This is a genomic window from Luteimonas marina, assembly GCF_007859325.1.
Lineage (GTDB): Bacteria > Pseudomonadota > Gammaproteobacteria > Xanthomonadales > Xanthomonadaceae > Luteimonas > Luteimonas marina.
Genome location: NZ_VOHK01000003.1, coordinates 221,386 through 235,388, shown reverse-complemented (window position 1 = coordinate 235,388; position 14,003 = coordinate 221,386). Strand labels below are relative to the sequence as shown.

General features: G+C 71.2%; 13 protein-coding genes and 1 pseudogene. 3 read left to right on the top strand and 11 right to left on the bottom strand.

What is annotated here, in order from left to right:
• Positions 1-2: 2 nt before the first annotated feature.
• The 3 genes from FQY83_RS07730 to FQY83_RS07720 all read right to left on the bottom strand — a co-directional run bounded on the left by FQY83_RS07730 (position 3) and on the right by FQY83_RS07720 (position 3,638).
• Positions 3-1,520, bottom strand: a complete 1,518-nt coding sequence (locus FQY83_RS07730; RefSeq protein ID WP_146386774.1) for an efflux RND transporter periplasmic adaptor subunit — start codon at positions 1,518-1,520, stop codon at positions 3-5.
• Positions 1,521-1,612: 92 nt separating this feature from the next.
• Complete coding sequence (locus FQY83_RS07725; RefSeq protein WP_146386772.1) at positions 1,613-2,905, bottom strand: sensor histidine kinase; 1,293 nt, start codon at positions 2,903-2,905, stop codon at positions 1,613-1,615.
• A gap of 19 nt (positions 2,906-2,924) precedes the next feature.
• Positions 2,925-3,638 carry a response regulator transcription factor gene (locus FQY83_RS07720; RefSeq protein WP_146386770.1) on the bottom strand — a complete coding sequence of 238 codons (714 nt, stop codon included), beginning with the start codon at positions 3,636-3,638 and terminating at the stop codon, positions 2,925-2,927.
• 128 nt (positions 3,639-3,766) lie between these two features.
• On the opposite strand from FQY83_RS07720, the gene FQY83_RS07715 reads away from it, so the two are divergent.
• Positions 3,767-4,111 carry a DMT family protein gene (locus tag FQY83_RS07715; RefSeq protein ID WP_146386768.1) on the top strand — a complete coding sequence of 115 codons (345 nt, stop codon included), beginning with the start codon at positions 3,767-3,769 and terminating at the stop codon, positions 4,109-4,111.
• 49 nt (positions 4,112-4,160) lie between these two features.
• Here FQY83_RS07715 and FQY83_RS07710 read toward each other — a convergent pair whose 3' ends face one another.
• From FQY83_RS07710 to nudE, 5 genes are all read right to left on the bottom strand, one after another.
• Positions 4,161-4,463, bottom strand: a complete 303-nt coding sequence (locus FQY83_RS07710) for an Mpo1-like protein (protein ID WP_146386766.1) — start codon at positions 4,461-4,463, stop codon at positions 4,161-4,163.
• A gap of 13 nt (positions 4,464-4,476) precedes the next feature.
• Positions 4,477-4,800, bottom strand: a complete 324-nt coding sequence (locus FQY83_RS07705) for a YnfA family protein (RefSeq protein WP_146386764.1) — start codon at positions 4,798-4,800, stop codon at positions 4,477-4,479.
• A 210-nt stretch (positions 4,801-5,010) separates the two neighbouring features.
• Positions 5,011-5,838, bottom strand: a complete 828-nt coding sequence (mazG, locus tag FQY83_RS07700; RefSeq protein WP_425478611.1) for a nucleoside triphosphate pyrophosphohydrolase — start codon at positions 5,836-5,838, stop codon at positions 5,011-5,013.
• 40 nt (positions 5,839-5,878) lie between these two features.
• Positions 5,879-6,682 (bottom strand): 3'(2'),5'-bisphosphate nucleotidase CysQ, encoded by an 804-nt coding sequence (gene cysQ / locus FQY83_RS07695; RefSeq protein WP_146386762.1) that lies wholly within the window; start codon positions 6,680-6,682, stop codon positions 5,879-5,881.
• Positions 6,675-7,229: an ADP compounds hydrolase NudE gene (gene nudE / locus FQY83_RS07690; protein WP_146386760.1), complete on the bottom strand. Its 555-nt coding sequence runs from the start codon at positions 7,227-7,229 to the stop codon at positions 6,675-6,677. Before nudE ends, cysQ begins: the two co-directional genes overlap by 8 nt.
• A gap of 38 nt (positions 7,230-7,267) precedes the next feature.
• On the opposite strand from nudE, the gene bioA reads away from it, so the two are divergent.
• Together bioA and FQY83_RS07680 are read left to right on the top strand one after the other, a co-directional pair.
• Entirely contained in the window at positions 7,268-8,680 is a 1,413-nt protein-coding gene (gene bioA, locus FQY83_RS07685) for an adenosylmethionine--8-amino-7-oxononanoate transaminase (RefSeq protein WP_146386758.1), read from the top strand.
• Complete coding sequence (locus FQY83_RS07680) at positions 8,671-9,432, top strand: 16S rRNA (uracil(1498)-N(3))-methyltransferase (protein WP_146386756.1); 762 nt, start codon at positions 8,671-8,673, stop codon at positions 9,430-9,432. Before bioA ends, FQY83_RS07680 begins: the two co-directional genes overlap by 10 nt.
• A gap of 85 nt (positions 9,433-9,517) precedes the next feature.
• On the opposite strand, the gene FQY83_RS07675 is transcribed toward FQY83_RS07680, so the two are convergent.
• The 3 genes and pseudogenes from FQY83_RS07675 to FQY83_RS17980 all read right to left on the bottom strand — a co-directional run.
• Positions 9,518-9,982: a chemotaxis protein CheW gene (locus FQY83_RS07675; protein WP_146386754.1), complete on the bottom strand. Its 465-nt coding sequence runs from the start codon at positions 9,980-9,982 to the stop codon at positions 9,518-9,520.
• Positions 9,979-11,670 carry a chemotaxis protein CheB gene (locus FQY83_RS07670; RefSeq protein ID WP_146386752.1) on the bottom strand — a complete coding sequence of 564 codons (1,692 nt, stop codon included), beginning with the start codon at positions 11,668-11,670 and terminating at the stop codon, positions 9,979-9,981. Before FQY83_RS07670 ends, FQY83_RS07675 begins: the two co-directional genes overlap by 4 nt.
• Positions 11,657-13,945, bottom strand: a pseudogene (locus FQY83_RS17980) (response regulator); the annotation flags it as partial. The gene FQY83_RS07670 and the pseudogene FQY83_RS17980, both read right to left, overlap by 14 nt.
• Between the last annotated feature and the right edge of the window lie 58 nt (positions 13,946-14,003).

Sequence of the window (14,003 nt, the reverse complement as noted above, 5' to 3'; positions counted from 1 at the left end):
TGTCATTTCCGCGCGCGCTCGCCGGTGATGATCTCGTCGCCGACCTCGACGTTGCCGCTGATCTCGGTGCTGCTGCCGTCGCTGGCGCCGACGCGCACCGCCACTGCTTCGCGGCGGCCGTCGACCAGCCGGTACAGGGTGGCGCGGGTGGCGTTGAGCGAGGACGCGAGCGCGGCGTCCCAGCGCTGGCGCTGCGAGTCGTCGAGCAGGCGGGTGAAGCCGGCGTAGTTCTCCTGCATGCGCTCGAGCATGCGCTGGCGGATCTGCGCCTGCACGTTGGCGTCGCTGCCCCCGCCCATGCGGATCACCATCGCGCCGGGCGGCGGGCCGCCGGCGTTGCCGCGTGACTGCGACTGCGTGCCGGCGGACTGACGCGCGGCTTCCGCGCGCTGGCGCTGCGCGGCGGCAGCGGCGTCGAACGCGGCGCGCTGTTCGGCGTTGAGGTCGAGCTCGGCGACCACACGCTCCAGTTCCGCAACCATGCCCGCGCCGCCGCGACCGGCGCCCTGCGCACCCTGCGGCGCCGCTTCGCCCACAGGCTTGTAGCGCAGCGCCGCATTCGACACCTTCAGCACGTCCTTGCGGTTGCTGACCTCGATCTCGGCATTGACCGTCAGCCCGGGCAGCAGCGTGCCGTCGGCGTTGTCGACGCTGACCACGACCGGATAGGTGACGACGTTGTTGGTCGTAGTCGCGGCCAGGCGCACCTGGTCGACCACGCCGCGGAACTGGCGGTCGGGGAAGGCGTCGGCGGTGAACGACACCGTCTGCCCCTGCCGGACCTGGCCGATGTCGGCCTCGTCCACCGCCAGCTCGATCTTCATCTTCGACAGGTCCTCGGCGATGGTGAACAGCTCCGGCGCCTGCAGGCTGGCGGCCACGGTCTGGCCCGGCTCGATGGTGCGGGTCAGCACCACGCCGTCGACCGGCGAGCGGATCACGGTGCGGTCGAGGTTGACGCGGGTGGTCTGGGTGGACGCGGTCTGCTGGCGGATCTGCGCCTGGGTCGAGGCGACCTGCGCGCGCGCCTGATCAAAGGCGGCCCTGGCCAGGTCGATGTCGCTCTGCGCGACCAGCTTCTGCTGGCCGAGGTCGGCCTTGCGCCGGTAGTCCAGTTCTGCGTTGCGCAGGGTCGCCTGCGCCTGCGCCAGCGAGGCGCGCGCCGAGGCGATCTGGGCGTTGCCCTGCTCGATCTGCGCCTCGTAGGTGCTCGGGTCGATCCGCGCCAGCACGTCGTCCTTCTTCACCGCGCTGTTGAAGTCGACCAGCACCTCGGTGACCTGGCCGGAAATCTGGCTGCCCACGGTGACGGTGGAGATCGCGCTCAGGGTGCCGGTGGCGGAAATCGCCACGCGGATGTCGCCGCGCTCGACCTGCACCGTGCGCCAGGCCGATTCCGAGGCCGCGCCGCGCGTGCCCTGCCACCAGAACCAGGCCCAGGCCGCGACGGCGACCACCACGATCGCGGCCACGACGGTACGGGGAAACGGCCGCTTGCGGCGGGACGGGGCTTTGCTCATGCGGGCGGGTCCGGGAAGCTGTGGCGTCGAGGCAGGCTAACGCACCGCATTCCCGCGCGTTGACAGCCTCGCGGCCATCGTCGCGCCGGCGCTCAGGAAGCCGTCACCGGCACGAAGCGCAGCGTCGCGGTGGTGCCCCTGCCCGGCACGCTCTCGAGCGCGAGCTGCCAGCCGAAGCGGTGCGCGAGCCGACTGGCGATGCTCAGGCCGAAGCCCTTGCCCAGGGGGCTGAAGGTGTCGGCGCGGTAGAAGGGCTCGTGGGCATGCCGCAGGGTCTCGGCGGACATGCCGATGCCGGTGTCGCGGACGATCACCGCATCGGCCTCGATCGCCACGTCCACGCTGCCCGATTCGGTGAAGGTGCAGGCGTTCTGCAGCAGGTTGCAGACCACGACCCCCAGCACCCGCGGCGGCGCGAACAGGTGCGGCGACGCCTCCCCGGACACCCGCAGTTCCACCGGCTTGCCGGCCAGCAGCGGGCGCGCCTTCTCGACTTCCTCCAGCACCACCTCGCGCACGTCGAACTCCTCGCTGACCGGCGCCACGCCGCCTTCGCGGGCAAGGATCAGGAAGGCGTCGATCACGTCCTCCATGTCGCGCCCCGCGCGCTGGATGCGCTGCAGCGAGCGCCGGCCGTGTTCCGGCATCGACGGGTCCGAAAGCATCATGTCGCTGGCGACGCGGACCACCGTCAGCGGCGTGCGCAGCTCGTGGCTGGCGTCGCGGGTGAAGTCGCGCTCGCGCTGCACGAAATCCGCGACCCGCCCGGCCAGCCCGTGCAGCGCCGCCGACAGCGCGCGCACTTCACGGCTGCGGTCTTCGGACAGGTCGGAGGTCGCCAGCGATGCGGCCACGTCGCCCTGCGACGGGTCCCAGCGCGCCACTTCCTCCGCCAGGCGGTTGATCGGCAGCACGATGCCGCGCGATTTTCGGTAGGTCATCGTGGTGATCGCCAGCACTGCCAGCAGCCCGAACAGGATCAGCGCCGCGGCCGAGCCCCACATCAGGCGATCGACGTCGCGCGTTTCCGCCACCAGGTAAAGGGTGCCGTCGGAGCGCCGCTCCACGAGCACGGCGCGCTGCGACTGGTAGAGGTGGTTGACGCCATCCGGCAGCGATTGCACGTAGGCCGGGATCCCCGCCCCCGCCACGACCGGCGAGCCGTAGTAGCCGCGGATCGCGGCGGTCGCCGGCAGCGGCGCGAGCGCTCCCTGTCCCGCGTGCCGCTGCCAGTAGGCCTCCGCCTCGACGTCGAGCTGCTGCCGGACCAGTGCGTCCCGGGTGACCAGGGTCACCAGGCCGACGCCGAACACCACCACCAGGCTCGCCAGCAGCCCCTGGGTGACGAAGGCATAGCGGATCCGGCGCGGCAGCCCCTGCGGCATCGTGTCGCTCCGCCGGTCGTCAGGCCGGCGACTGGTCGATGTCGGCGATCCGGTAGCCGGCGCTCTGCACGGTGTGCAGCAGCGGCTTGTCGAACGGCTTGTCGATGACCTTGCGCAGGTTGTAGAGGTGGCTGCGCAGGGTGTCGGAATCGGGCAGGCCGTTGCCCCAGATCTCGCGCTCGATCTCCTGCCGGTTCACCACGCGCGGCGATTCGCGCATCAGGATCGTCAGCAGCTTCATGCCGATCGGCGAGAGCTGCAGCTCGGTGCCGCCGCGGGTGGCGCGCATGCTGGCCGGGTCGAGCACGAGGTCGGCGACCTTCAGCACTTCCGAGCCCACCTGGCGGCGCTCGCGCCGGATCAGGGCGCGCAGGCGCGCTTCCAGTTCCTGGATCGCGAAGGGCTTGGTCAGGTAGTCGTCGGCGCCCGAGGACAGGCCGGTGAGCTTCTCGTCGAGCGTGTCGCGCGCGGTGAGCATCAGCACCGGCGTCGACTTGCGCGCCTCGGTGCGCAGGCGCTTGCAGACCTCGACGCCGTCCAGCCGCGGCAGCATCAGGTCCAGCACGATCACGTCGTAGCTGTTCTCCACCGCGAGCCGGTAGCCGTCGAGCCCGTCCGAGGCGTAATCGACCTCGAAACCGCGGCCCTCCAGATACTCGCCCACCATCTCCGAAATGTTGCGGTTGTCCTCGACGATCAGGACCAACCCCCCAGATTCCTGCCCTGCACGCATACGTGTTCCTCGACGGGTTCTTCAGCTTTGTGAAGGATGCCCGCAGGGCTGTACAAGCGCCGTGAAGATGCCCATCGTCAGCGCCCGGAACCCCGCGCTCCCGCCCCCTCCCGCCCGCCGAGCCTCCCATGCCCGCCCTCGACCGCCTGCTCCCGATCCTGCTGCTGCTCGGCTCCAACGTGTTCATGACCTTCGCCTGGTACGGCCACCTGAAGTACAGGTCCGCGCCGCTGCTGGCGGTGATCCTGGTCAGCTGGGGCATCGCCTTCTTCGAGTACTGCCTGATGGTGCCGGCCAACCGCATCGGCGCAGCGGTCTACTCCGCGCCGCAGCTCAAGGGCATGCAGGAAGTGATCACCCTGCTGGTGTTCGCCGGCTTCTCGGCCTGGTACCTCGGCCAGCCGCTGAAGTGGAACCACTGGGCCGGGTTCGCGCTGATCGCGGTGGCGGCGTGGCTGATCTTCCTCGATTGAGTCCGGTTCGCCCCCGTCCATCGTCGGGCGGCGATCCGGACGCCGCCGCTCAGAACCGGATTTTGCCGGTGAGGATGTCCTTGAACATCACCCAGTCGCCGGCGAACGAATAGAACGGATGCCGGAACGTCGCCGGCCGGTTCTTCTCGAAGAAGAAGTGCCCCACCCATGCGAAGGCATAGCCGCACACCAGCGCGGCCAGCAGCCACCAGGCGTTGCGCTGGACGATGGCGAGCGCGACGAAGGCGAGCGCGCCGCAGCTGCCGACGAAATGCAGCCGGCGCGAGGTGCGGTGGCTGTGCTCGCCCAGGTAGAACGGATAGAACTCGCGGAAGCTGGCGAAGCGGCTCATGTCCTCCCTCCGGTCATGCGGGCCTCGGTGAAAACATGATGACCGCCATGCCGGCCAGGCACAACAGCGCGCCCAGCAGGTCCCAGCGGGTCGGCTTCACCGCGTCCACCAGCCACAGCCAGCCGATGGCGATGCTGACGTAGACGCCACCGTAGGCCGCATACACGCGGCCCGACGCCGTCGGGTGCAGGCTCAGCAGCCACACGAACAGCACGAGGCTGGCCGCGGCCGGCAGCAGCAGCCAGGCGCCGGCGCCCTTGCGCAGCCACAGGTAGGGCAGGTAGCAGCCGATGATCTCGGCGAAGGCGGTGGCGATGAAGAGCAGCAGGGTTTTCATGAGGGGGCCTGCTTGAGGTTCATGGTGGGTGGTTCGTGGTTGGCAACCGCATCGCGGTGAAAGCCGGACCCTTCATCCCGACAGCGTCCCGGCCGTCATCCCGGCGAAAGCCGGGATCCATGTTGACGTTGCCTTTGGCTGTTCTTCCACCATGGCAGCAACAGCAAATGGATCCCGGCTTTCGCCGGGATGACGGGCAAGGAGCATCCCTCAGGACGTCCCGATCCCGGCCTTCGCGCGCTCCCAGTACGCATCCTGTCGTTCCAGCGGCAGGTCCTGCAGGCGCACGCCGTCGGCCTCGGCCAGCGCTTCCATCATGCGGAAGCGGCGCTCGAACTTGTGGTTGGCGCCGCGCAGCGCGGCGCCGACGTCGACCTTCGCGTGCCGGGCGAGGTTGGCGGCGATCAACAGCAGGTCGCCGATCTCGTCCTGCAGCCGCGCCTGCGCACCGGCATCGTCCGGGTCCGCGGCCACCGCTGCGAATTCAGCGCGCACCTCGTCGATCTCCTCATGCAGCTTGTCGATGACGGGCGCCGGCCCCGGCCAGTCGAAGCCGACTCTGGCCGCGCGGTCCTGCAGCTTCACCGCGCGCTGCCATTCCGGCAATCCACGGGAGATGCCCGCGAGCGCCGAATCATCCTGTTCGCCGGCCGCCTCGCGTTCGGCGCGCTTGATCGCCTCCCAGTTCGCCGTCTGCGCATCGGCATCGGCGAACGACGCATCGCCGAACACGTGCGGATGCCGGCGCACCATCTTGTCGCAGATCGCCGCGACCACGTCGGCGAACGCGAACGCGCCCTGCTCCTGCGCCATGCGCGCATGGAACACCACCTGCAGCAGCAGGTCGCCGAGTTCGTCCTTCAGCGCGGGGAGATCACCGCGGTCGATCGCGTCGGCGACCTCGTAGGCTTCCTCGATCGTGTAGGGCGCGATGGTCGAGAAGTCCTGCTCCAGGTCCCAGGGGCAGCCGGTGCCCGGCGTGCGCAGGCGGGCCATGATCTCGAGGAGGCGCTGGATATCGGCGGAGGATGTGGTCACGTCGGCGTGCGGGAGCGAAGGGTGGGCGGCGCGCGCAGTTCTACAGCCACGTCATCCACGGCAGCGACGTATCCCCCAGCGCAATGAAATCGCCGTTGAGCAGGGTATCGCGCTGGTTGTAGCGGAACGGCCGGCCCTGCGGATCGAGCACGGCCCCGCCCGCGGCTTCGAGGATCGCCTGGCCCGCGGCGGTGTCCCATTCGCTGGTCGGGCCGAAGCGCGGATAGACGTCCATGCCGCCCTCTGCCAGCCGGCAGAACTTGAGCGAGGAGCCGAGGCCGATGGTTTCGACGTCGCCGATGCGCTGCATCAGCGCCGCGGTGCGCGGGTCCAGGTGCGAACGGCTGGCGGCCACCTGCAGCGGCGCCGTGGCCGGCGCGCGCACCTGCACGGGCCGCTCGCCGTCGCCGTCGCGGCGGAACGCGCCGTGCCCGGGCGCGCCGTGCCACAGCACGCCGGTCACCGGCGCCTGGATCACGCCGAACACCGCCACGCCCCGGTCGATCAGCGCGATGTTGACCGTGAACTCGCCGTTGCGCTTGACGAACTCGCGGGTGCCGTCGAGCGGGTCGACCAGCCACAGCCGCGTCCAGCCGCGGCGCACGTCGAGCGCGATCGTGTGCGCCGATTCCTCCGAGAGCACCGGGATCTCCGGCGTCAGCCGCGACAGGCCGGCGACGATGCAGCGGTGCGCGGCGAGGTCGGCGGCGGTCAGCGGGCTGGCATCGGCCTTGTGCTCGACGTCGAACTCGCCTTCGTAGACCCCGAGGATCGCCGCCGAGGCCTCCTGCGCGATCGCCAGCACGTCCTCGCGCAGCGCCGCGATCGCTTCGAACTCAAGCATCCGCCTGCAGCCTCAGGTATTCGCGCGCCGCGAACAGGGCGGCAATGGACCGGCCCTCCGAGAAGTCGTCGCGCAGCAGCAGTTCGCCGAGCGCGTCGAGTTTCCACGGCACCACTTCCAGTTCTTCCGGCTCGTCGCCGGGCAGGCGTTCGGGGTACAGGTCGCGCGCCAGCACCACCGTGGTTTCGTGGCTCATGTAGACCGGGGCCAGGGTCAGCGTGCGCACCACGTCGAGCCGGCGCGCGCCGTAGCCGGCCTCCTCCTTCAACTCGCGGTCGGCGGCCTGCAGCGGCGTTTCGCCGGCGTCGATCCGGCCCTTGACCAGGCCCAGCTCGTAGCGGTGCAGGCCGGCGGCGTATTCGCGCACCAGCAGCACGGTGTCGTCGTCGAGCAGCGGCACCACCGCCACCGCGCCGTGGCCACGCCCGCGCAGGCGCTCGAACTGGCGGCGCTCGCCGTTGCTGAACTCCAGGTCCAGTCGCTCCATGCGGTAGGGGCCGGCGTCGTGCTCGGTGATGCCGTGGATCGTGGGCAGGCGGCGCGTCACGGCGCCGCCCCGGCCTGGCCACGGGCGATAATGGTGGGATGTCGACTCACGATGACGCCATTCTAGACGACGCCGAGCGCTGGCGTTCGCGCGACCTCGCCGTGCTCTGGCACCCCTGCACGCAGATGCGCGAGCATCAAACGATCGAGGGCCGCAACGTGCTGCCGCTGCTGCCGGTGGCACGCGGCGACGGCGCCTGGCTGGTCGGGCAGGACGGGCGGCGCTACCTCGACGCCGTCAGCAGCTGGTGGGTCAACCTGCACGGCCACGCCGAGCCGCGCATCGCCGAGGCCGTCGCCCGCCAGGCGCGCACGCTGGAGCAGGTGATCCTCGCCGGCTGTTCGCACCCGCCGGCGGTGGAACTGGCCGAGCGCCTGCTGGCGATCGCGCCGCGCGAGGCCGGCCGCGCACCGCTGGCCAAGGTGTTCTACGCCGACAACGGTTCGGCCGGGATCGAGGTCGCGCTGAAGATGGCGTTCCACTGGTTCCGCAACCGCGGCGACGAACCACGGCGCACGAAGTTCGTGGCGCTGCACAACGGCTACCACGGCGAGACGATCGGCGCGCTGTCGGTGGGCGACATCCCGCTGTACCGGCGCATCTACGCGCCGCTGCTGATGGATGCGATCTTCGCACCCTCGCCCGATGCGTACCTCGCCCGCGACGGCCAGAGTGCGGAAGGCTGCGCCAACGACGCCGCCGATGCGCTCGCCCACCTGCTCGACGAGCATGCCGGCGAGGTCTGCGCGCTGGTGCTGGAGCCGCTGGTGCAGTGCGCCGGCGGCATGCGCATGCACCATCCGGCGTACCTGCGCCGGGTGCGCGAGCTGTGCGACGTGCACGGCATCTTCCTGGTCGCCGACGAGATCGCGGTCGGCTTCGGCCGCACCGGCACGATGTTCGCCTGCGAACAGGCCGGCGTGCAGCCGGACCTGCTGTGCCTGTCCAAGGGCCTGACCGGCGGCTTCCTGCCGCTGGCCGCGGTGCTGGCGACGCAGGCGATCTACGACGGCTTCCTCGACGACTCGCGCGAGCGCGCCTTCCTGCACTCGCACAGCTACACCGGCAACCCGCTGGCCTGTGCCGCCGCGCTGGCGTCGCTGGACATCTTCGAGGCCGACGACGTGCTGGCGCGCAACCGCGGCACCGCGGCGAGGATGCGCGCGCTGGCGGAACCGATCGCGAAACTCCCGCATGTCGCCGACGTGCGCCAGACGGGGATGATCCTCGCGTTCGAACTCGCGCGGGACGGCGACCGGCGCACGCCCTTCGATCCGGCGCTGCGGATCGGCCTGCGCGCCTATCGCGCCGCGCTCGAGCGCGGCGTGCTGCTGCGTCCGCTCGGCGACGTGCTGTACTGGATGCCGCCGTACTGCGTCGACGACGCGCAGCTTGCGCTGCTCGCCGAGACCACCGCCGCCGCGATCCGCGAGGCCAGCGCATGCGCGTGATCCGGGCCTTCGTCGGCGCGCCGCTGGCGATCGGCGCACGCCTGGCGCTGCCCGAGGCCGCGGCCGCGCACCTGGTCCGCGTGCTGCGCCTGCGCGAAGGCGACGACTGCGTGCTGTTCAACGGCGACGGCCACGACTACCCCGCGCGGATCGTGGCGGCCGGCAAGCGCGAGACGCTGGTCGAAGTGCACGCCAGGCAGGCGGTCGACAACGAATCGCCGCTGCGCATCACCCTGCTGCAGGGCATCGCCCGCGGCGAGAAGATGGACCTGATCCTGCAGAAGGCCACCGAGCTGGGCGTGGCGCGGATCGTGCCGGTGGAGGCCGAACGCACCGAGGTGCGGCTCGACGGTGCGCGGATGGAAAAGCGGCTCGCGCACTGGCGCAGCGTCGTGGCCTCGGCCTGCGAGCAGTGCGGGCGGGCGCGCGTTCCGGAGGTTGCCGATCCGGCGGCGATCGCGGCCGTCGCGGCGCATGCGGACTCCGCCGCGCTGAAGCTGACCCTCGATCCGGCCGGGCCCCACGGCCTGTCGTCACTGGCGCTGCCGGCCACGGGCGACGCCGGCGCCCGCATCGCCATCGCCATCGCGATCGGGCCGGAAGGCGGCTGGTCGCCGCGCGATCGCGGGCAGCTGCAGGCGGCGGGTTTCGAAGGACTCGGGCTCGGCCCGCGGATCCTGCGCACCGAGACCGCGGGGCTCGCGGCGATCGCCGCGCTGCAGGCGCTGCATGGCGATCTGCGCGGCGATTGATCCGGGCGTAGGTCGGGGCTACGGCCCCGACGCCCTCGCCATCCGGCGTCGGTCGCGTGGATCGATCGGCGGGCCGAGGCCCGCCCTATGCCGCCATTGCCTGGCGGATCGCCTGTTCGATGCCGTCGATGTCGGGGATCAGCGCGGGTTCGTCGTTGAAGTTGACCTGTGCGCGTACGCCGGTCGCCGGCGCGGCGTCTTCCTCGATCGTGGACAGGCGGTCGCGCGAGACCGTCACCAGCCGCGGGAAGCCCTTGGTCAGCAGGGCGAAGAACGGCAGCGTCGCCTGCCCGCCGAGGGTCTTGAGCACGATCACCTTGTGCCCGAGGCCGCCCTGCTCCGGGCCCTGCCCGCTCAGCGGCGCGAACGCCACCAGCGGCAGGCGCCAGCCGCGCCAGCGGATGGTGCCGAGCAGCCAGTCGGGTGCGTCGGCGACCGGATCGGGTTCGGCGTACGACAGCACTTCGGAAATGGTCGCGTTCGGCAGCAGCAGGCGCGCCGCTTCGGTCTGGATCAGCACCGCGCGGATGTCGGTGGTGGTTGTGCTCATGGCTGCAGCATCCCGCTTGGATCGTTGTCGGGCCGGTAACCGGGCGTCGGCCAACGGTCCAGCAGCATGGTCGCCAGCTTCGCCGGCGTTGCGTGCGCGGCGCCCGCGGCGATCGCCGCCTGCGCGGCCGCCGGGTCGTAGCAGCCATCGTCCGGCGTCTGTCCGAGCACGAGGCCGCCCGCCCACTCGCCGCCGGTCACGTCCGCCACCAGCGCCGCATCAGCGCCGCTGAGGAACAGCACCGCGCTGTCGTCCGCGGAGAGGATGGCGGCCGGCTCGAACGGCAGCGACGGATCGAACGTCCAACCCCGGGGCGCGGCCTTGATGCCCAGTTCCGGCGGCACGAAATAGATGCTGCCCGCCTGCACCGGCTCTCCGGCTTCGGCCACGGCGACCGGCGCCGAGGTCGCGCGCGTCATCTGCTTGACCAGCCGGTCGTAGCGCCCGCCTTCCAGCGGCAGTCGGATCAGGATCGGCCTGGGAAAGCCTTCCGGGATCGCGGCCAGCAGCTGGCGGACGGCATCCGGCCCGCCGAGCCCGGCCTCGATCAGCACCGCGCCGCGCACCGGGCCGTGGCCGTAGCTGTCCGGGTCGGCCAGCGACAGGCCGCTGCCGAGCGCATCGAGGTCGAAGGCCGGCTTCGGCCGGTCGGCATCGCCCGCCGCCGGCGCTGGCTGGAGATCGTCCTCGGCCAGGCTCAGTCCCGAAAAGTCCGGTTTGGCGACGGGGGGCTCCGGCGTGGCGGCAGCCTCCGCGGCCGGCGCGGGCACGTCCTCCTCGTCGGCAGGCGCTTGCGCGATTCGCTCGGCGAGGAAGGCCTCGATCCCCGTAGGCGCCTGCTCCGCCTCTCCGGCGCGGTTGAAGCGCTCGGGATCGAAGGCCAGTTCGTCCAGTCCGGCGTCACCCTCATCGGCGTCCAGGGTCAGCGCAACCGGTTCGGGATTGAAATCGATGTCGTCCGCTTCCGCGAGCGCGGGTCCGTCGAGTTCCGGTTCGTCAGCCGCTTCGATGATGACGGCCGCCTCGACCGTCGTGTCCGCTTCGACGACGATGGCCTCCTCGATCGTCGTGTCCGTTTCGACCACCACGGCTTCCTCGATCGTCCCGCCGGTTTCGACGACGACCGCGGCCGCCGCGTCCACGGCCGGCGTGTCGTCCTGCCTCGGCGGGGCCTGCCCGACCAGCCCTTCCAGGCCGCTGTCGCCGGGAACATCCTCCGCTCGCTGCTGCGCTTCGTCGGTGAACGCCACGATCGCTTCCTCAAAGTCGACCGCGGCCGCGTTCGCCTGCAGCGGGCCCGGCGTCGGATGCAAGTCTTCCTCGGCTTCGGCACCGGCCGGCAGGACGTCCTGGTGGCGGTGCAGCTTGGCCGAAAGGTGGCGCAGCCAGCGCGCCGCGTCCCAGCCGGTGCGCTGCGCGGCCTGCTCGGCCTCCTCGAAGATCACCATGTAGCCGGGATCGGCCAGCACCTCGCCATAGCGCTCGATCGCATCCTCGATCGCGGGGTCCAGCGCGACCAGGATCGCCTCCGGCGCCGCGCCGCGGACCTGCTCGGGATCGGCCTGCAGCGGGTCGGCGACCAGCACCACGTCGGCCCCGGCCTCGCGCAGTGCGCTGCCGATCCGCTCGCAGGCCTCGCCGGCGCGCGCCAGCAGGGCCACGCGCGGCGTGCCCTCAGTCACGGCCATGCGACACCTTCAGCAGTTCGTTGACGTTGCGCATCAGCTCGGGCTCCTGGTAGGGCTTGCCGAGGTAGCGGTCCACGCCAAGGTCGAACGCGCGCTGACGGTGCTTTTCTCCGGTTCGCGAGGTGATCATCATGATCAGCACGTCGCGCAGGCGCGGATCGGCCTTCATGTGCTTGGCCAGCTCGTAGCCGTCCATGCGCGGCATCTCGATGTCGAGCAGCATCAGGTCGGGCACGCGCTCGTCCATCCGCTCCAGCGCGTCGAGGCCGTCCTTCGCGGTCAGCACCTCAAAGTTGTGGCGTTCGAGCACGCGGCCGGTGACCTTGCGCATCGTCACCGAGTCGTCGACCACCATCACCAGCGGCACCGGGCGCTGTTCCGCCGCCGGCGCCTCGGGCGCGATCTCGCGCGGCATCACCGCGTGGCGGCGCGCCAGCGGCGCGACGTCGAGGATCACCACGACGCTGCCGTCGCCCATGATCGTGGCGCCGAAGATGCCCGGGATCGACGCGACCTGCGGGCCCACCGGCTTCACCACGATCTCGCGGCTGCCGATGATCTCGTCGATCGCGACCGCCGCGCGCAGTTCGCCGGAGCGGACCAGCAGCAGCGGCATCTGCAGGTGGCCCTCGGCCCTGGCCGGGGCATGGCCGACCAGCTGGCCGAGATCGTGCAGCGCGTAGTCCTCGCCGCCGTAGGCGTAGGCGGTTTCGCGGTCGCCGAGGCGGTCGCGCTCGATGCGGCCGACGCCGCGGACCGAGGCGATCGGCACCGCGAACTGGGTTTCGCCGATGCGCACGAACACCGCCTGCGTGACCGCGAGCGTCTGCGGCAGGCGCAGGGTGAAGGTGGTGCCTTCCTTCCGGCGCGTGGCGATGTCGAGCGAGCCGCCGAGCTGGCGCACTTCGCTGGCGACCACGTCCATGCCGACGCCGCGGCCGGCCAGGCGGCTGACTTCGTCGGCCGTCGAGAAGCCCGGCTCGAAGATCAGCGCGTCGAGGTCGCTGTCGCTGAGCACCGCGCCCTGGCGGACCAGTCCGCGCTCCTCGGCGCGGCGGCGGATCGCGCCGCGGTCCAGGCCGGAACCGTCGTCGCCGACTTCCAGCACGACTTCCGAACCTTCGCGGCGCACCGCGATGCGGACCGTGCCTTCCTCGGACTTCTTCGCCTTGCGGCGCTTGTCCGGCGCTTCGATGCCGTGCGCGACCGCGTTGCGCAGCATGTGTTCCAGCGGCGCGGTCATGCGCTCGAGCACGTTGCGGTCGAGCTCGCCCTGGCTGCCGTCGAGCTTGAGCTGCACCTGCTTGCCGGTTTCGGAAGCGGCCTGGCGCAGCACGCGGCGCAGGCGCGGCACCAGTGCATCGAACGGCACCATGCGCGTGCGCATGAGGCCTTCCTGCAGCTCGGAGCTGACGCGCGACTGCTGCAGCAGCAGGGTTTCGTACTGGCGGGTCAGGTCGTCGAGGGTCTGCTGCAGGCTGGCCATGTCGGCCGCGGACTCGCCGAGCGCGCGCGAGAGCTGCTGCAGGGTCGAGAAGCGGTCGAGCTCCAGCGGGTCGAACGAGGCGTCGCCGGCGTCGCCCTCGCGCTGGAAGCGGGCGATGATCTGCGCCTCGGTCTCGATGTCGAGGCGGCGCAGCTGGTCGCGCAGACGCGTGTTGGTCTGCTCCATTTCGTTCATCGCCGCGCGGAACGCACCCAGCTGCTGCTCCAGGCGCGCGCGGTAGATCGCCACTTCGCCGGCGTAGTTGACCAGGCGGTCGAGCAGGTCGGCGCGGATGCGCACCTGCTCCTGCGGCGCGCGGATGGCGGTGTCGTCGTCCAGCATCAGGTCCTGGATCGGACCCGACAGCGGCACCAGTTCCGGCTTCGGCTGCGGCGTCGCGGACTCGCCGTCCGCAGCGTCCTCCGCCAGCAGCGGCCGGCCACGGGCCAGGGCATTGAAGGCGTCGATCAGCGCCTGCGGCATCGCGATCGCGCGACGCTCGCCGACGCGCGTCACCAGCGCATGCAGGCGGTCGAAGCCGCCCTCGAGCAGGCCGATGCCGGTGCGGTCGAGCTCGCAGCGCTGTTCGACCACCGCCTCGAGCAGCGATTCCATCGCATGGCCGAGCTCGCCGATGGTGAACACGCCGGCCATGCGCGCGCCGCCCTTGATCGTGTGCAGGTCGCGCTGCAGGCCGATCAGCGGTTCGCGCGCGTCCGGCGACTGGCGCAGCTGCGCCAGCAGGCCATCGGAATGGTCGAGCAGGTCGCTGGCCTCCTCGACGAAGATGTCCAGCAGCTCGGTGTCGAGCTTGGACGTGTCCAGGGCCTCGTCCGGTTGCTCGCTG